20 protein-coding genes and 1 tRNA gene are annotated in these 17793 nt (G+C 66.7%); 10 read left to right on the top strand and 11 right to left on the bottom strand.

Annotated elements, in window-relative coordinates:
• Positions 1–701 (bottom strand): thioredoxin family protein (locus tag Q0U08_RS09045; RefSeq protein ID WP_298091082.1); only part of this gene is annotated, 701 nt, incomplete at its 3' end.
• Positions 702–770: 69 nt separating this feature from the next.
• Complete coding sequence (gene ahpC / locus Q0U08_RS09040; protein ID WP_298091080.1) at positions 771–1334, bottom strand: alkyl hydroperoxide reductase subunit C; 564 nt, start codon at positions 1332–1334, stop codon at positions 771–773.
• Between the two features lie 174 nt (positions 1335–1508).
• Here ahpC and Q0U08_RS09035 point away from each other — a divergent pair.
• Positions 1509–1585 (top strand) — tRNA-Pro (locus Q0U08_RS09035).
• Between the two features lie 73 nt (positions 1586–1658).
• Positions 1659–1928, top strand: a complete 270-nt coding sequence (locus Q0U08_RS09030) for a hypothetical protein (protein ID WP_298091078.1) — start codon at positions 1659–1661, stop codon at positions 1926–1928.
• Here the strand turns inward: Q0U08_RS09030 and Q0U08_RS09025 are convergent.
• Entirely contained in the window at positions 1925–2179 is a 255-nt protein-coding gene (locus Q0U08_RS09025; RefSeq protein ID WP_298091076.1) for a hypothetical protein, read from the bottom strand. The two genes, Q0U08_RS09030 and Q0U08_RS09025, sit on opposite strands and share 4 nt — an antisense overlap.
• A 56-nt stretch (positions 2180–2235) precedes the next feature.
• Here Q0U08_RS09025 and Q0U08_RS09020 point away from each other — a divergent pair, with 56 nt between their 5' ends.
• Entirely contained in the window at positions 2236–2496 is a 261-nt protein-coding gene (locus tag Q0U08_RS09020) for a hypothetical protein (protein ID WP_298091074.1), read from the top strand.
• Here Q0U08_RS09020 and Q0U08_RS09015 read toward each other — a convergent pair whose 3' ends face one another.
• Positions 2497–2673 carry a hypothetical protein gene (locus tag Q0U08_RS09015; RefSeq protein ID WP_298091072.1) on the bottom strand — a complete coding sequence of 59 codons (177 nt, stop codon included), beginning with the start codon at positions 2671–2673 and terminating at the stop codon, positions 2497–2499.
• A 22-nt stretch (positions 2674–2695) separates the two neighbouring features.
• On the opposite strand from Q0U08_RS09015, the gene Q0U08_RS09010 reads away from it, so the two are divergent.
• Positions 2696–3538 (top strand): PhzF family phenazine biosynthesis protein, encoded by an 843-nt coding sequence (locus Q0U08_RS09010; RefSeq protein ID WP_298091070.1) that lies wholly within the window; start codon positions 2696–2698, stop codon positions 3536–3538.
• Positions 3539–3610: 72 nt separating this feature from the next.
• Here the strand turns inward: Q0U08_RS09010 and Q0U08_RS09005 are convergent, their stop codons facing one another.
• The 5 genes from Q0U08_RS09005 to Q0U08_RS08985 all read right to left on the bottom strand — a co-directional run bounded on the left by Q0U08_RS09005 (position 3611) and on the right by Q0U08_RS08985 (position 8240).
• Positions 3611–4783 (bottom strand): crosslink repair DNA glycosylase YcaQ family protein, encoded by a 1173-nt coding sequence (locus tag Q0U08_RS09005; RefSeq protein WP_298091068.1) that lies wholly within the window; start codon positions 4781–4783, stop codon positions 3611–3613.
• Positions 4784–4841: 58 nt separating this feature from the next.
• The gene (locus tag Q0U08_RS09000; RefSeq protein ID WP_298091083.1) at positions 4842–5864 is read right to left on the bottom strand and encodes a metallophosphoesterase; all 1023 of its coding nucleotides are present in this window, start codon (positions 5862–5864) and stop codon (positions 4842–4844) included.
• Between the two features lie 305 nt (positions 5865–6169).
• Positions 6170–6916, bottom strand: coding sequence for a glucose 1-dehydrogenase (locus Q0U08_RS08995; protein ID WP_298091067.1), 747 nt, complete (start codon positions 6914–6916; stop codon positions 6170–6172).
• An 11-nt stretch (positions 6917–6927) separates the two neighbouring features.
• Entirely contained in the window at positions 6928–7956 is a 1029-nt protein-coding gene (locus Q0U08_RS08990) for an aldo/keto reductase (protein WP_298091066.1), read from the bottom strand.
• Between the two features lie 110 nt (positions 7957–8066).
• The gene (locus Q0U08_RS08985; protein WP_298091064.1) at positions 8067–8240 is read right to left on the bottom strand and encodes a carboxymuconolactone decarboxylase family protein; all 174 of its coding nucleotides are present in this window, start codon (positions 8238–8240) and stop codon (positions 8067–8069) included.
• 101 nt (positions 8241–8341) lie between these two features.
• Here Q0U08_RS08985 and Q0U08_RS08980 point away from each other — a divergent pair, with 101 nt between their 5' ends.
• Positions 8342–9235, top strand: a complete 894-nt coding sequence (locus tag Q0U08_RS08980; RefSeq protein WP_298091062.1) for a LysR family transcriptional regulator — start codon at positions 8342–8344, stop codon at positions 9233–9235.
• Positions 9236–9256: 21 nt separating this feature from the next.
• Here Q0U08_RS08980 and Q0U08_RS08975 read toward each other — a convergent pair whose 3' ends face one another.
• Entirely contained in the window at positions 9257–9883 is a 627-nt protein-coding gene (locus tag Q0U08_RS08975) for a trimeric intracellular cation channel family protein (protein WP_298091060.1), read from the bottom strand.
• 43 nt (positions 9884–9926) lie between these two features.
• Positions 9927–10649, bottom strand: coding sequence for a YafY family protein (locus tag Q0U08_RS08970; RefSeq protein WP_298091058.1), 723 nt, complete (start codon positions 10647–10649; stop codon positions 9927–9929).
• 70 nt (positions 10650–10719) lie between these two features.
• Between Q0U08_RS08970 and Q0U08_RS08965 the strand changes: the two genes are divergently transcribed.
• The 5 genes from Q0U08_RS08965 to Q0U08_RS08945 form a co-directional block, all read left to right on the top strand.
• A complete protein-coding gene (locus Q0U08_RS08965) occupies positions 10720–11292 on the top strand; it encodes a glutathione S-transferase family protein (RefSeq protein ID WP_298091057.1) in 573 nt (190 codons plus the stop codon).
• Positions 11293–12062: 770 nt separating this feature from the next.
• Positions 12063–13550 (top strand): carboxylesterase family protein, encoded by a 1488-nt coding sequence (locus tag Q0U08_RS08960; RefSeq protein ID WP_298091056.1) that lies wholly within the window; start codon positions 12063–12065, stop codon positions 13548–13550.
• Positions 13547–14314 carry an SDR family oxidoreductase gene (locus Q0U08_RS08955; protein WP_298091055.1) on the top strand — a complete coding sequence of 256 codons (768 nt, stop codon included), beginning with the start codon at positions 13547–13549 and terminating at the stop codon, positions 14312–14314. The genes Q0U08_RS08960 and Q0U08_RS08955 overlap by 4 nt, the downstream gene beginning before the upstream one ends.
• 114 nt (positions 14315–14428) lie before the next feature.
• Positions 14429–16612: a TonB-dependent receptor gene (locus Q0U08_RS08950; RefSeq protein WP_298091054.1), complete on the top strand. Its 2184-nt coding sequence runs from the start codon at positions 14429–14431 to the stop codon at positions 16610–16612.
• A gap of 1 nt (position 16613) precedes the next feature.
• A partial coding sequence (locus Q0U08_RS08945; protein WP_298091053.1) for an FAD-binding protein occupies positions 16614–17793 on the top strand: 1180 nt, incomplete at its 3' end.

Here is a 17793-nt window from a genome sequence, read left to right as displayed (position 1 = left end):
CCCTTGCGCGCAGCATAGATCGCTGCCGAAGCGCCTGCTGGACCGCCGCCGACGACCAGTACGTCAAACGGCTCCTTGGCGCTGATCTTCTCCGCCGCCCGCGCACTGCTCCCCACGTCCAGCTTAGCCAGGATCTGCTCGACATTCATGCGCCCCTGACCGAATGGCTCGCCATTCAGGAAGATTGCCGGTACCGACATGATCTGGCGAGCCGCCACCTCGTCCTGGAACACGCCACCCTCGACCGCGACGTGGCGAATGCGCGGGTTGAGTACGCTCATCAGGTTCAGTGCCTGCACCACATCGGGGCAATTCTGGCATGAGAGCGAAAAATAGGATTCAAAGGCATAGTCGCCATCCAGCGCCTGCACCTGCTGAATCACCTCTTGCGCCAGCTTCGATGGATGACCGCCGACCTGAAGAAGCGCCAGCACCAGCGAGGTAAATTCGTGCCCCATCGGAATGCCGGCAAAGCGCACTGAAACATTGGTTCCCACACGCCGGATCAGGAAGGACGGGCGACGCGCATCGTCGTCGGTGCGAACGTAGGACACCGCATCGGACAGCGCTGCAATCTCGTTCAGCAACGTCTCCAGCTCACGCGACTTGGCCGAGCCGTCCAACGATGCCACCAGCTCGATCGGCTGGACGATGTTCGCAAGATAGGTCTTCAGCTGGGTCTTCAGGTTCGCGTCGAGCATGTGCAGGGTCCCGGAAATACTGGATAGTGGCACGGGGCCGGCGGCAGGGCCGGCCCCGTACATGTCGGCTCAGATCTTGCCGACGAGGTCGAGCGAGGGAGCGAGCGTCTCTTCGCCCTCTTCCCACTTCGCCGGGCAGACTTCGCCCGGATGCGCGGCAATGTACTGCGCAGCCTTCACCTTGCGGAGCAGTTCCATCGCATTGCGGCCGACGCCTTCCGACGTGATCTCGACAAGCTGGATGACACCCTCGGGATCCACGACGAAGGTGCCGCGGTCCGCCAGACCCTGGCCGGCACGCATGACTTCGAAGTTATTGGTCACGACGCCCGACGGATCACCGATCATGGTGAAGTTGATCTTGCCGATCGCGGGCGAAGTGTCGTGCCAGGCCTTGTGGCTAAAATGCGTATCAGTCGAAACCGAGTAGATTTCCACGCCCATCTTCTGGAACGTCTCGTAATTATCGGCCAGGTCTTCCAGTTCGGTCGGGCACACGAAGGTGAAGTCCGCCGGGTAGAAGAAGAACACGGCCCACTTGCCCTTCACGTCCGCGTCGGTGACGGTGAGGAACTTGCCCTCACGATACGCCTGGGCGTTGAACGGCTTGATGCTGGTGCCGATGAGAGACATGGCTTTTCCCTTTCTGAATTGGTGCACTGCACATGGTGATGCTGCGTCGCAGCGGCAAATCGGAATTGCCGATATCTGTGTCAGACGCGAGCGATTTAACGTCCGTCGCGTACTTATCTGACCCACAGGGCTTGCACTGGCGCCGCGGTCAGCCTAGGCGCCTCTCCACCGCGTCGGGGAGTGGCGCAGTCTGGTAGCGCGCCTGCTTTGGGAGCAGGATGTCGCAGGTTCGAATCCTGTCTCCCCGACCAACTCACGCCAAGTCATTGATTTCACGTCGCCAACGCGGCGATCAGGGACGGCTGTACCCATCGGGGCCACGACGTGGGATTGCCGAACCTGAAACTGCGCGGCGGCAGCTATCATTGGCGGCGCGAGATCGTGGTGGCGGGCTGGCCGCTGCCGCTCTCCATTTCGTTACGGACGGGGAATTATTCCCGTGCCCGCGCTATCTCTGCCCGACTGAGTGTCGCAGTCGAAAGTTTGCGCATGGCCTATGGTCATTTCACCGACATGAGCCGCGAGCAGATGAAGCAGGTGTTCAGCGACGCCCTGCGTTCCAGCGGATCGAGCAGGATAAGGCCGGCAGCCTAGCGAACCCCGGCGACCACGCCACCGCGAACTCGCTTCATGCCGAAGCATGAGAGTTCCTCGCGCGCCGCGGTATCGCGGCGCGCTGGACGCTCGACGAGCATCAGCGCCTCGTTACGAACGGCTGGAGCCCCGCGCAGGCCAAGGCTATCGCGAACATCGTCTTCGACCTGCAACACGGCGGCGTCCTCTCCGGTAAACAGGTTGTGGCCTTCGGCTTCCCCGTCACGGCGGACAATGTCGAGCGCGTCCAACGCTTGGTCTGCAAGGCCAAGGCCGCCGTGGGTCGCGGAGCGACAGCGCGGCTTTCTTGGCGCGAGGAAGCAAGGCGTGGATCGACGAGGCACCCGGCGGCGACACCCCCTTCGCTTTCGAACGATCCGGTTCCGCCGCCGCTTCAGAGGTCGTCACGCCGGTCCCGCTTGCCACGGTCGTGAAAGACGAAACGCCGCCGCTACCAATCCTGCCGAAGAAGGCTCTGATCGACGCCAGCGAGGACGTGATCGCCGAGCAACAGAAGGCCGGCGACTGGGACACCAATACGGTGAAGCAGGTGCGGACCGCGATCTGACTATTCGATTATGCCTGCGGCATCGGCATCATGATCGAAGATCTCCAGCAATCGCATGTCCGCGCGTTCACCAAGCTGTGTGCCGCCCTGCCGCTGGCGTTTCCACCAATACAGTTCGGCACGATCGTATCGGTCCGTGCCTGTTCGCACCAGCCGCCACAGGGTAGCACGCGTCACCACTTGCAGGAGAACCGAGACCGTGACCCGCCCCTTCCGCCTCGTCGACGTGTTCGGCACCGATCCGCTGACCGGCAATCCACTGGCGGTCATCGCCGACGCCGAGGGTCTGTCGTCGCAGGAAATGCAAGCGATGGCGGGCTGGCTGAACTTCTCGGAGACGACCTTCCTGTTACCACCGACCGACCCGGCCGCGGACTATCGCGTCCGGATCTTCACCATGGCTCATGAACTGCCCTTTGCCGGTCACCCCACGCTGGGCAGCGCGCATGCATGGCGGGAAGCCGGCGGGCAGCCCAAGCAGGACGGCGTGATCGTGCAGGAATGCGGCGTCGGGCTGGTGACGATCCGGCGCGACGACGACCGGCTCGCCTTCGCAGCGCCGCCGTTGCTCCGTGGCGGTGCGCCGACCGAGGCGGAAATCGCTCAGGTCGCGGCGTTGCTGCGCATCGACCGGACGGCGATCGTCGACGCCGCTTGGGCCGACAACGGCCCGGGTTGGATCGCAGTCCTGCTGGAGTCGGCCGAAGCGGTGCTGGCGGTCGATCCGGCGCGGCATCATCACGAACACATCGACATCGGCATCGTCGGCCCGCACGCCCCCGGCGGCGAGGTCGCGTTCGAGCTTCGCGCGATCTTCAGCGACGCGCATGGCGGGCTGATCGAGGACCCCGTCACCGGCAGCCTCAACGCGTCGGTCGGCCAGTGGCTGTTCGCCAGCGGCCGCGCGAGCGGCAGCTACGTCGCCGCGCAAGGCACCCGGCTGGGCCACACCGGGCGCATCCACGTCTCGCTGGACGACGCCGGACAGGTATGGGTGGCCGGCGCGACGCGAACCCTGTTCAGCGGTTCGGTACACGGCTGATGCAGGTCGCGATCCTCACCTTCGACGGCTTCAACGAACTTGACTCCTTTTCGCCGACGCCTGAATGACGGATCAAGTGGATCGGACGATCGCCCCGACGCGAACACCCGACAGGCCGAGCCACGTCGCCATCCGCTCCAGTTCGACGTTCAGGCGCAGCAGCGTCTCGTCGGGCGCCCCCGGCTCAAGCGTGATGCGATGCGCCAGCAGCACGCCCGCTTGCCGGTCCGCCTTGAGGTCGACCCGCGCGACGAGCGCCTCGTCCAACAGGAAGGGCAGCACGTAATAGCCGTGCGTACGCCGGTCCTGCGGCACGTAGATCTCGATGCGGTAGCGGAAGCCGAACAGCCGCTCGGTGCGGCCGCGTTCCCAGATCAGCGGATCGAACGGCGCCAGCAAGGCCGCCCCGCGCACCCGCCGGGGCGGCGAAGCGTCACAATGCCGCCACGCCTTCTGGCTCCAGCCTTCGACACGTACGGGGACCAGCACGCCCTCTTCCGCCAGATCGGCGATGGCATGGTCGGCCTCGTCGGGCTTCAGCCGGTAATAATCACGCAGGTCGGCCGCGGTCCCGACGCCGAGCGCCCGCGCACTGCGTTCGATCAGCGCACGCTGTGCCTCGACCGCGGTCGGCGTCGGCATGGCGAGGACGGCGGGTGGCAGCACCCGCTCGGGCAGGTCGTACACCCGCGCGAAGCTGCCCCGCCGCGTCGCGGTCGTGATCCGGCCCGACCAGAACAGCCATTCAAGCGCGTGCTTGACGTCGCTCCATTCCCACCAGCCGCTGCGGCTCGACCCGTTCTCGAAATCGGCGGCGGTCAGCGGTCCCTCGGCGGCGAGGCGGGCGATGACGGCGTCCGCCTCGCCGCGACGCTCGATGGCGAAGCGGCGGAGCGCGCGATAACCGATCTCGCCCCGCTCGGCGCGCGTCATCCGCCAACGCAGGAGCGGATGGAGTTCAAGCGGCAGCAACGACGCTTCGTGCGCCCAATATTCGAAGAACCGGCGCTGCCGCTTCGGCCCCCAGGCGGCCCGTTCGAGGAGCGACCGATCATAGCCGCCGAGCCGCGAGAACGCCGGCAAGTAATGGGCGCGAGCGAGGACGTTGACGCTGTCGATCTGGAACAGACCGGTGCGATCGGCAACCTTGCGAAGGTGCGCCGCCGTGACCCGGGGAGGCTGTGGCTGGCCGAAGCCTTGGGCTTTGAGGGCGATGCGTCGCGCATCGGCCAGCGAAATGGTCATGGGGTGATGATGGTGGCGGTCGGACGCTACGGTCAATCTTGGTGGCAGCATCGACCGGTCACGTCTTCGCCCGCAAGGTGAAGCGGGTCATCTCCGATGGCACACCGAGGCGGAGTGCGAAGCCCGGCCACAGCCCCGTGCCATTGCTGACATACAGGGTCATGCCGCCGACCTCATAGCGACCCGCAACGAAACCGGCGTTTGCGCGGGCGACGAGCCGATCCAGGCCCATAATCATGCCGCCATGGGTGTGGCCGGACAATTGCAGCGCCACGCCCTTCGTTGCAGCGTCGCGAGCCCGCCGAGGCTGATGATCGAGAAGGACGATCGGCGCCCCGGCCGGTGCGCCGCGCAGCGCCAGCCCCATGTCCGGGCCTGCCTCGCCGACGCTCGGGGCGGAGAGATCGGTCACGCCGGCGACGACCAGTTCCGCGCCGTCCCGCCGGATGACGGCATGGGCATTGGGCAGCATCCGGACACCGAGCGAGGTAAGGTGCCGCATCCAGGCGCCGTAGTCGAAGAAATACTCGTGGTTGCCTGGGATCGCCCAGACGCCATCAGGCGCCTTGAGCGCGCGCAGCGGCTCCACATCCTTGCGGCGCATCGCGACCGAGCCATCAATGAAATCGCCCGTGACGACGATCACGTCGCTGTCCGCCGCATTGGCGCGCGCCACGACGGCGCTTGCCCACGGGGCCGGGAACAACTTGCTGATGTGTAGATCGGTCAGTTGAAGAACCCGATACCCCTCGAATTGCGGCGGGAGACCGGCGATCTCCACCTCAACATCCTTGATCGGCGGAACCCGCACCGCGTTGGAGAGTGCGACCGCGCCCGCCACCGCCGCCAGACCCATCGCGCCATATCGCGCTGCATCCGGCAGCCCGACGTGTTGCCACCGGACGATCGCCATCGTCAGCAGCCCAAGATCGAGCACGATCTGAAGGCACCAGAGCAGCACCAATGTGCCGAACGCCCAGTTGAAGAGGATCACGACCGGGCGCGGGAACTCAGGGGCGAAGACCGACCCCGAGGATAGCCTGCTCCAGAGGTGATATTGCGACACGACGAGCAGGAGCATCACCACGACGACCTTGCCCCAGATCGGCAGCGCCAGCGGCCACAGCGTGCGCGAGGCGACGTAGATCGCCGGTATCAGGAAGACGAAGAAGATGTCGGCATCCTTCTAGGAGCATGGCAAGCAGGTTGCCGGTGATTGCTACGACTTAGCGCCGCTTGGTGCCAGATGCGACCAATTCGGCAGCGCATCGTGCGGAGCGGGCGTGCCGGACCGCCTCATGCCCGTCTGCCAGCACCGATGGCCGCCGCCATCCCGAGGCCGTCCATGCCGCCGATGATGAAGACCCGCGCCATGTACGCCCCCTTCTACAACGACCAGCCGCCGTCGATCACCGTCGCTGCGCCGGTGACGAAGCCGCCGAGGTCCGATGCCATCCACAGCACCGCCTCGGCAATCTCCTCCGGCTTGCCGAGCCGACCCACCGGCTCGAGGTCGATCGCCTTCAGGATATCGCCGCCGGTGAAGCGGTCCATCATCGGCGTCTCGATATTGCCGGGCAGCACCGCGTTCACCCGGATGTTCTGCTTCGCATAATCGAGCGCGGCGGAGCGGGTCAGGCCGATGATCGCGTGCTTGGACGCCGCATAGGCCGCGCCGCCGGCGACGCCGCGGATGCCCGCACCGGAAGAAGTGTTGACGATCGCGCCGCCGCCCTGCCGCACCATTTCCGCCAGCTCGTGCTTCATGCACACGAAGGTGCCGCGCAGATTGATGTTGAGGATGCGGTCCCACTCGGCAAGGTCGATTTCGTGCACCGGCGCGGCCGCGTTCTCGACGCCGGCATTGTTGAACGCGATGTCGAGCCGGCCGAAGGTCGCCACCACGCGCGCGACCGCCGCCTCGACCTGTTCCGGCATTCCGACGTCACAGGCGATCGGCAGCACATCACCGCCAACGGCCTTAGCACTTTCGCGCAGCGTCGCCTCGCTGCGATCGAGGATAGCGACGCGCGCGCCCTCCGCCGCGAAGGCGATGGCGGTCGCGCGGCCGATACCGCTGGCGGCACCGGTGACGAGTGCGACCTTGTCGGTGAAGCGATCGGGTCTGCCCATGTCCGCCCTCATCACGCTTTGGCTTCGGCGGCGAGCGGTGCCTCGCGGCCGACCATCGCCATCTGCTGCGGGGCATAGCGGTCGCCTGCTGCTTCCAGCCCGGCTGCGCCCTCGTGGATCGCGGTGAGATCGTCGGCGGTCAGCTCGACCGCGGTGGCGCCGATATTCTCCTCCAGCCGGTGCAGCTTCGTCGTGCCCGGGATCGGCACCACATAGGGCCGCTGCGCCAGCAGCCAGGCCAGCGCTACCTGCGCGGGTGTTGCGTCCTTCTCGCTCGCGACGCGGGTCAGCAGGTCGACGAACGCCTGGTTCTTCGCCATCGCATGCGGAGCGAAGCGCGGCGTCGTCGCGCGGAAGTCACCCTGCGGCAGCGCCGCTCCCGTCGACAGCGCGCCGGTCAGGAAACCCTTGCCGAGCGGGCTGTAGGGTACGAAGCCGATGCCGAGTTCGTCGCACGCCGTCAGGATGCCGTTGCTCTCCGGCGAGCGCCACCACAGCGAATATTCGTTCTGGATCGCCGCCACCGGCTGCACCGCATGGGCGCGGCGGAGCGTCTGGACGCCGGGCTCGGACAGGCCGAAGTGCTTCACCTTGCCCTCTGCGATCAGGTCGCGGACGGTGCCGGCGACGTCCTCGATCGGCACCTCGGGATCGACGCGATGCTGATAGAGCAGGTCGATCGCCTCGACGCCGAGCCGCTTCAGCGACCCCTCCACCGCCCGGCGGATGCGATCGGGGCGGCTGGTCAGCCCGCCGCGGTTCTCGCCCGTGTCGGGATCAATGTCGAAGCCGAACTTGGTAGCGATCACGACCCGATCGCGGACGCCGCGCAGCGCCTCGCCCACCAGATCCTCGTTGACGAAGGGGCCGTAGACCTCGGCCGTGTCGAAGAAGGTCACGCCGCGCTCGATGGCGGCATGGATCAGGGCGACGCCCTCATCCTTCGACAGCGTGCTGGCATAGCCGAAGCTCATCCCCATGCAGCCGAGGCCTATGGCGGAGACATGGAGGCCGCTACGGCCCAGTTCGCGGGTTTGCATGATCGTATCTCCTTATTGATCGCTGGAAGCGTCGGCGTCGGCGAACACCTGTCGCAGGATGCCGATCGCGGTGGCAGCGGTCGGCCAGCCGGAATAAAAGGCGAGGTGCGTCACCGCCTCCCCAGTTCGTCGCGGGTAACGCCGTTCTCCAGCGCCTTGCCGAGGTGGAAGGGCAACTCGTTGAAGCGATAGAGCGACACGAGGCTGGCGACGGTGACGAGGCTGCGGTCGCGCGGGGACAGGCCGGGCCGCTGCCACACGTCGTCGAACAGCACGTCGTTCATGGCGGAACCTCTCGTTCGTGATCCTTGACCAGGAGATAGGGGCGGGACGCCCACACGATTAGCGCGTGCTATCCGCATGTGGTTGTGAGAACGGTTCAACAATGCCGCGCCAGCCGATCAACGACCTCATCGCCCTCCGCCTGATCGCCGAGTTGCGCAGCTTCACCCGCGCGGCGGCGCAACTCGGCGTGTCGCCATCGGCGCTCAGCCATGCGATCCGCGCGCTGGAGGAGCGGGTCGGCGTGCGCCTGCTCACCCGCACCACGCGCAGCGTCGCCGCGACCGAGGCGGGCGAAAGGCTGCTGAGCGCGATCACCCCGCACCTCGACGGGATCGAGGCGGAGCTGGCGCTGCTCGGCGCGCTGCGCGACAAGCCTGCCGGCACGATCCGGATCACGACCGGGATCGACGCGGCGCAATCGATCCTGTGGCCGGCGCTCGCGCAACTGCTGCCCGCCTATCCGGACATCGTGGTTGAGCTGGCGATCGATACCGGCTTCGTCGATATCGTCGCCGAACGCTTCGACGCCGGCGTGCGGCTAGGCGAAACGGTGGGGCAGGACATGATCGCGGTGCGGATCGGCCCCGACATCCGCATGGCGGCGGTCGCCACACCCGCCTATCTCGCCGCGGGAGGAACGCCCGCGACCCCGCACGACCTCGCGCGTCACAATTGCATCAACCTGCGCTTTCCGACCCATGGCGGCCTCTACGCCTGGGAGTTCGAGCGCGACGGTCGTGCGCTCAACGTCCGCGTGACGGGTCAGGTCATCGTCAACGACATCGCACTCGCGCTTCAGGCGGCCCGCGACGGCGTCGGCATTGCCTACCTGCTTGAAGATTACGTCCGCGACGACCTCGACAGCGGGCGGCTGGTTCGCGTGCTGGAGGACTGGTGCCCACCGTTTCCGGGCTATCACCTCTATTATCCCAGCCGGCGCCAACTCTCACCGGCGATGCGGCTGCTCGTCGAGGCACTGCGATTTCATGCGTGAGGCGTCCTGACGGCATCACGTTCAGCCCGGATGGCGCGGGAGTGCCAGCTTCCACCGTATCCCTGCCGCACGCAGCGCGAAGCCGGCGGCGGCAGCGATCGCCGAGGCTGCCCCCTCCGTCACCCCGGCCGCAAGCAAGCCGATGAACGCCAATCCGCCAGCCAGCGCGGCGGTGACGTAGAGCTCGTTGCGCAGCATGATCGACGGCACCCCCGCCACCATGTCGCGGATCACGCCACCCAGGCAGGCCGTAACCACACCCATCGCGACCGCGGGCAGCGGCGACACGCCAGCGCCCACCGCCTTGGCCGTGCCATAGACCGCGAATGCCGCCAGTCCGGCCGCGTCGAACCAGTCCAGCGCCCGCACCGGCCACCGGCGGAGCGGGACCAGCCACACCGCGACCGCCGTCACGACGCAGAGTGTGACCGGCACCCAATCCCGCAACCAGAACACCGGTGCGCCGATCATGATATCGCGCAACGTGCCGCCGCCGGTCGCGGTCACCACCGCGAAGAACCCGGCCGCCACGATGTCGAGCCGCTGCCGCGCCGCCGCCAGGGCGCCCGACACCGCGAACACCGTCAGACCGGCAAGGGCCAGCAGGTTGAGGATGGGTGCCAGCGCATTCTGGTCGATCACGGTCATGCGCACAGCATAGCACGGGCAGCGCGCGCGCCGCACACCGGCGTTACGATCGCAGGCGCGCCTGTTCCTCCTGCCGCTTCCACTCCGCCGTTCGCAGCACGACATAGTCCCGGAGAAGTTGCACCCGGCGCGGTCGGAAACTGCGCTTGCCACGTTCCAGCGCTTCGATCCGGGGCACCTCGAACGTCCGATGCGCTTCGCGGAGCAGGCACCAGCCGACCAGCATCAGCGTCCGCGGGCTGTACGACATACCGAGCGGCAGGATCTCGCGCTCGGTCCGGCGCCCCTTGGCATCCCGATAGACGATGCGGACGCTGAACTCGTCCCAGCAGGCTTCGCGTAGCAGATCCAGGTCGATCGTGATGGCGGCGCGCGGCTCCGGCGGGCGCCACGATCGCATCGTCGCATGCGCGGCCTGCCGCGCCTGCCGGTCGGGCAAGGTGGCGACGATCCGCGCGAGCGCGTTGCGCCCCGCCGTCGCCAGCGCGTCGTCGCCGAAGTCGCCGAGGCTCGCGACCCCGAGCATCAGCGCCTCGATCTCTAGGCGCGAGAAGCTCTGCGGCGGGAGCGCCGGGTCCTCGGTCAGCGTGTAGCCGTAACCCGCTGTTCCATCGATCAGCACGCCGCCGGCGCGCAGCGTTGCGATGTCGCGGTAGAGCTGCCGCGTCGACACCTCCGTCTCCGCCGCGAGGCGGGTCGCCGTCACCGGCTTGGGAAGCCTCCGCAGTGCGTCGAGCAACCGCATCAGGCGATCCGATCGTGCCATCTCTGCTGCCCGAAAGTGTCAGGAGCCCCTTGGTAGGTGGACAGCGTCATCCAACGCAAGGAACAACCCGATGCGCACCCTTTATTATTCGCCCAACTCCCGGTCCGACACGGTCGTCGCGCTCGTGCGGATGCTCTCCGCCGATATCGCAATGCGCGAGGTCACCATCGCGCGACAGGACGGGTCCGGCAGTCGCGATCCTGCCAATCCGCATCCGGAAGGCAAGGTGCCCTACCTCACCGACGGCGACGACGCGGTGCGCGAACGCGGCGCGATCATGCTCTACCTGACCGATGCCTATCCCGACGCCGGCCTCGGGCCGCTGCCAGGCGAGGCGGATCGCGGCGCGTACCTTTCGTGGCTGTTCTACTATCAGGGCGTCATCGAACCGCTGCTGATCCTGAAATGGGCGGACGTCAGCCATCCGGCGATCACCGCAGGCCTGCGCGACTTCGACACGATGATCGAGCGGCTGGCCGAGCCGCTGCGGCGCGGGCCGTGGCTGCTCGGCGAGCGCTTCTCAGCCGCCGACATGCTGTGCAGTTCGCCCTTCTTCTGGTTCGCCGACATGATGCCCGCCGATCCCGCGATCCGCGATTGGGTGGCGCGGTGCGGCGAACGGATGGGCGCTGGCGGCAAGTAGCGGCACACCGGCCCCGACGCGTAATACCGCTGGCCGCGTCGGGGCCGCGTTCGAGGGGCCGCTGATGCCGCGCCCGATCATCGACCGCTTGCCATTTTGTGCGCCTTTTTGTCCCCCTCGCTGTGCAATTCGCTGACAGGTGAGTTGATCGTTGACTTGGAATCAACGACTTAGCGGGCTGGAAAAACACGGGAGGAATCCTGTCTCGCAAACATCAGGTCAAATGCAGCGGATGTTTGCGTCGGCGACGTGAGCAGCCAGGTCTACGAATTCCTGGCAACACCCAGGCCGTGCGTGTTTATCAATGCGCGCGGAACGCCATGGCTTAATGATCCGCATCTCGGATTCTGGCATCTCGGCGAGGTCATCGAGCGGTCTGAAGAGCTGCGATCAGGCGTGCGCACGACCCTCAGGCAACTTACCTGCAGAGCCAGCGCAAGCTTCCAGAAAATTCCCTGGGCGACACGTCCGCTGGCGCCGCATGTCGCGCGGCCTCTGACATTCTCAGTTTTCTGTGGTCGGCTGCGCGCCATCCGAGACGGGCGGCAGGCTATATGCCGCGTCCTGCGATCGATCGACATGCGCGTGCGGGGGCGACCTCGATATAACCGATCGCAGGCTTCGTCCTTCCACAAACCCCGACGTTGTTTCGGGAGTGACGGGGCAACCGCGGACGACAAATCCACATGAGCTGGAAAGCATTACAATGGTGCCGATCAGCACATCCTGACATATCAATGTCCAGCCTGCGGCGGATTAAAGCAACGTCCATGAACGTTTTGCCTCCAGCCCCCGTGGTACACACCTCGACGGGCGACGTACGTGGGCGACAGCTCGCCGCCGTACGCCATTTCGTCGGCGTCCCGTACGCCGCGTCACCGATTGGTGATCGCCGTTTCGCCGAGCCACAAGCCCCAGTGGCGTGGCAGGACGTTCGCGAAGCCCATGTGCCGGGCGCGACCGCGCCACAGCGACTGCGCGCGGTGCCGGGCCTGGCGATCGAACCGCTTGTCGGCACCGGCTGGACACCCGGCGACGATTACCTGACGCTGGATGTCTGGACCCCGGACGCCGCGCGAGACCTGCCCGTGATGGTGTTCATCCATGGCGGCGGCTTCGTCATCGGCAGCAAGGACGCCGCTGTTCAGGACGGCGCGACCTTCGCGCGAGACGGTATCGTCTGCGTATCAATCAACTACCGCCTGGGCGTGGACGGTTTCCTCCCCATCCCCGGCGTACCGACCAATCTCGGCCTGCGCGACATGATCGCCGCGCTGCAATGGGTGCAGAAGGAGATTGCGGCGTTCGGCGGTGATCCGGCCAATGTCACGATATTCGGGGAATCAGCGGGCGCGATGGCGATCGCGAACCTCGTCGTCTCTCCGCTTGCCACCGGGCTGTTCCGCCGCGCGATCATCCAGAGCGGGCACGGTGCGATGACCCGCGACATTCCTGTCGCGCGGCGTCTGGTGGACAAGCTTGCCAAGCTGCTGTCGATTCCCGCCACGCGCGAAGGGTTTGCCAGCGTGCCCACCGAAACGATGCTCGATGCGGTCGAGGCCGTGTCGCTGCCGACCGCCAGGATCGACCTGCGGGGACCGGACGGTCGTGAGCCGGTGTTCGGGATCAGCCGCTTCGTACCCGTCCATGGCGACGATGTACTGCCCGTGCAGCCGCTCGACGCGCTGAAGGCAGGAGCGGGCAAGGACATCGACGTGCTGATCGGCACCAATGCGGAGGAGATGAACCTTTACCTCGTCCCCACCGGCGTGCGCGACAAGATCGGTCGCCTGCTCGCCTGGCTGGTGCTGCGCAAGTCCCAGCCCGATGCCTGGGCCGTCCTGAAGGCGTATGGCGCCGGGCGGAAGCGCGGTGGCCAGGCGCTCGCCGACGCGTTGAGCGACCTCGTCTTCCGCACCCCCGCACGTCGCTTCGCCGAGGAGCATCGCGGGCGCACGCACGTCTACGAGCTGGAATGGCGTTCGGGCGCGTTCGGCGGTGAACTTGGCGCCGCGCACGCGATCGAAAATCCATTCGTCTTCGACACGCTTGCCGTCGCATCCGGTCCGGAAGGTATTCTCGGCGAACATCCTCCGCAGGAGCTTGCCACCCGCATCCACCGCCTCTGGATCGACTTCGCACGCGATGGTTCGCTTCCCTGGGCACCGTTCAATCGCGAAACCCGGCAAGTCTATCGCCTCGAAGCGGGCGCGGCGGTCCATGAGCCCGTCATGCCCGCCGCGCGGTTCCTGCCATGACCCGCTATGCCGATCGACAGCGGCTCGACGGCCGCACTGCCTTCGTTACCGGCGGCGCGCAGGGGATCGGCTGGGCCTGTGCCGACGCGCTGGCCGAATTCGGTGCCGTGGTGACGATCGCCGACCGGGATGCCGCGCTGCTCGAAGCGGGCCTCGCCGCCCTTCGTGCCAAGGGGCATGAGGTGGAGGGCGTCCTGCTTGACGTGACCGACAGCGCCGCCGTCCACGCCGTTGCCGACCGTCTCGGCGGTACCGACATTCTGGTGAACAATGCCGGTATCGCGCGCAGCGAAACCGCGGCGGAAGATGTCGCAGACGAACAGTGGCTGAACGTTCTCGACGTCAATCTCAACGGCAGTTTCTGGTGTGCGCGCGCCTTCGGGCGGCACATGCTGGCGCGTGGGCGGGGGAGCATCGTCAATATCGGCTCCATGTCCGGCTTCATCGTCAACCGCCCGCAACCGCAAAGCTATTACAACGCATCCAAGGCGGCGGTGCACCAGTTGACCAAAAGCCTGGCCGCCGAATGGGCCGATCGCGGCGTCCGGGTCAACGCGGTCGCACCGACCTATATCGCCACCCCGCTCAATGCCTTTGCCGACCAGCAGGGCGAGATGTACCGCCGCTGGATTGACGGCACCCCGCAGGCCCGGCTCGGCGATCCGGAGGAGGTCGCCGCGATCGTCGCCTTTCTCGTCTCCGACGCGGCGAGCCTCATGACGGGAAGTATCGTGCTGGCCGATGGCGGCTATTCGTGCTGGTAGGTCAAGCCGGAAAGCCGATCGGCACAGTCTGGCGACCTTTCCGATAGGTCGCGAGTAGCGCATACCTATCTGACAGGTGGACGCAACGATCCGCCATCATCGGAGAGGTACTGCATGCGTCGTCCGCTGTACGCGCTGTCCACCGCGCTCGTCCTGATCTCACCCGCCCTTGCTGCTGCCCAGGCTCTGCCGACCCAGGGCGCGCAGACCTCGAACCAGGGTACGCCCGCCGATCCGCAGGCCGATACGGAGACTGAGACCAATCCGACCGCCTCCGATATCGTGGTCACCGCACGGCGGCGAGAGGAGCGGTTGCAGGACGTGCCGATCGCCGTCACCGCGATCTCGGGCGATGCGATCAAGCAGCAGCAACTGGTCGTCGTCCGCGACGTCGCGGCCTATTCCCCCGGCCTCAACATCAACTCAGACTCGGTCGGCCGCGCGTTCGTGTCGATCCGCGGCATCGGCACCACGCTGATCGACACGGTGCAGCCGGGCGTCGGCATCTTCATCGACGGCATCTACCAGCCCAACACCACCTATCTCAATTCGCCGCTGGTCGATGTCGCGCGGGTCGAGGTGCTGCGGGGGCCGCAGGGCACGCTGTTCGGCAACAACACGCTCGGCGGCGCGATCAACGTCGTCACCCGCCAGCCCTCCAATGAATGGCAGGGCCGTATCGACGGTTCGCTCGCCACCGGAGACAATTACGCATCGGTCTCGGGGAGCATCTCGGGTCCGATCGTCGAGGATCTGCTCCAGTTCCGGATCGGCGCCGCCTACCACAAGGAAGACGGCTTCCAGCGCAACCTGCTGGCCGGCGGCGACCAGAACCCGCTCGAAACCAAGAGCGTCAACGGCACGCTGCGTTTCGTGCCCGCCAGTTGGGCCCGCTTCACCCTGAACGGCGGCTATGACCGCGTGTTCGGCGGCTCGACGCCCTATTTCAACGTCCGCGGTCCGCGCGACTATACGCTTGACGGCCGCACCAACCAGCGCAGCCTGGCGATGATCGATTATTATGCGGTCAACCTGAAGGGCGAGTTCGACGTCGACAGCATCAACACCACGATCACCGCGATCGGCGCCTATAACCAGTCCGACACGCGCAGCGCCGGCGACGCCGACTACAGCCCGATCGATTTCTTCCGCTCCACCTCCGACCGAACGCTGAAGACGCGCACCGGCGAAATCCGCTTCGACACCAAGTGGAGCGACAATTTCTCCACGCTGGTCGGTGGCTTCTATGCCCGCTCGACCACTGACGCGACGACCACCACGACGATCGTTCCGGCCGGCCTGACCGTGCCCGGCACCGCCACCTCGGAAAACGAGAACATCGCTGGCTTCGCCACCGGCTTCCTCAACTTCGGCGACGGCCTCGATCTGGCGGTCGGCATCCGCTACGACCACCAGAAGCTCGACGCCTCCACCGCCGGCCTTGCCGCCGCCTACAAGGCCAATGAATGGCAACCCCGCGCGACCCTGACCAAGCGCTGGAGCCCCGAGTTCATGACCTATGCCTCGGTCGCGCGCGGCGTGCGCGGCGGTGGCCAGAACGGGCCGGGCGCGCCCAACCTCACCTATCAGGGCGACAGCGTCTGGACCTATGAGGTCGGATCGAAAGCCAGCGCGTTCGATGGCCGCCTGACCGCCAATGTCGCGGCCTTCTACAACGACTACAAGAACTTCATCGGCGCCAACGCGCTCGCCCCGTCCACCATCCGCAATCCCGCCACCGGCCAGCCGGTCGGCTTCGTCGCGATCAACCTCAACTCCGGCGATGTCGAGAGCTATGGTGCCGAGGCGGAACTGAGCTTCAACGTCAACAAGCTGTGGCGCGTCTACGCCAACGCCACGCTGCTCCACGCACGCGTCACCGACTCCAGCCAGTTCAGCGCGCTCACCGGCTATGCCTATCCCGGCAACCGCATCCTGTTCGTGCCGGACGCCAATTACGCGATCGGCACGAACCTTCGCCTGCCCTTCAACGGCGATCAGGCGATCGTGTTCGACGCCAACCTCGTCGCCAAGGGCGATCGCACCGGCGGCTCGCTCGATGCGGCATCCGTGCCGATCCTGGAGGCGTATCACCTCGTCAACGCATCGCTCACCTGGGCTGCCGGGCCGCTCGAGGTCGGGGTCTTCGCGACCAACCTGTTCGATGAGAAATATACCGAAACCTATCTCGATCCCTCGCTGCTGCGCCGCGCCGGGCTGCCCGCGCCGCTCGTCTCGGGGCTTGCGATCCAGACGCCGCGTCGCCGTGTCGGCCTTCGCGGCACGGTGAGGTTCTGACATGATCCACGAACCACGCAGCCCCCGGCCGCCGCTGGAGGAAGGCTTTGTCGCGCGCCTGCGCCAGCGTTTCGGCGATGCGCTGGCGCTCAGCGAAGGCATTCGCCGCCAGCACGGCACCAGCGAGGCGCATTTTGCCGAGGCATTGCCCGACGCGGTCGTCTTCGCCGCCTCTACCGAGGAGGTCGCCGATTGCGTCCGCCTGTGCGTCGCAGCCGGCGTGGCGATCGTGCCGTTCGGCGCCGGCACCTCGATTGAGGGCAATGCGCTGCCGGTCAATGGCGGGGTCAGCATCAACCTGGCGCGGATGGACGCGATCCTGGCGGTCAATGCCGAGGATTTCGACTGCACCGTCCAGGCGGGGTGCCGGCGTGAGGAACTGAACGCGCATCTCCGCGATACCGGGTTGTTCTTCCCGATCGACCCGGGCGCCAATGCGACGATCGGCGGCATGGCCGCGACCCGCGCCAGCGGCACCAACGCCGTCCGCTACGGCACGATGCGCGAGGCGGTGCTCTCGCTCACCGTCGTCACCGCCGATGGCAACGTCATCCGCACCGCCACCCGCGCGCGCAAATCGGCCGCCGGATACGACCTCACCCGCCTGTTCGTCGGGTCGGAGGGGACGCTCGGCATCATCACCGAGGTGAGCCTGCGGCTGCATCCCATCCCCGAACAGATCATGTCCGCGGTCTGCGGGTTCGACAGCCTTCAGGGTGCGGTCGACACCGTTGTCCAGTCGATCCAGTGCGGCGTGCCGCTGGCGCGCGTCGAGATCCTCGACGATCGCCAGATGGCCGCGGTCAACCGCTGGTCGAAACTGGGGCTGCCCGAGGTGACGACGCTGTTCTTTGAATTTCACGGCTCCCCCGTCGGCGTCGCCGAGCAGGTCGAAACCGTCGCTGCGCTGGCTGAAGCAAATGGCGGCGGCGCCTTCGCCTGGTCGAACCAGCCCGAGGAACGCGCAAAGCTCTGGAAGGCGCGGCACGAGGCCTATTACGCCGCCGTCAACGTCCGCCCCGGCGCGGTCGGCTGGACGACCGACGTGTGCGTGCCGATCAGCCGCCTGCCCGAATGTATCCTCGCCACCCGCGCCGACATCGATGCGGGCAGCGTCCCCGCCTCGATCCTGGGTCACGTCGGCGCGGGTGGCGAGGATACATTCGGGCAGGCGGCTGATC

The sequence above is a fragment of the uncultured Sphingomonas sp. genome (assembly GCF_946477935.1).
Classification (GTDB): domain Bacteria; phylum Pseudomonadota; class Alphaproteobacteria; order Sphingomonadales; family Sphingomonadaceae; genus Sphingomonas.
This window is presented reverse-complemented; position numbering and strand designations above follow the sequence as displayed.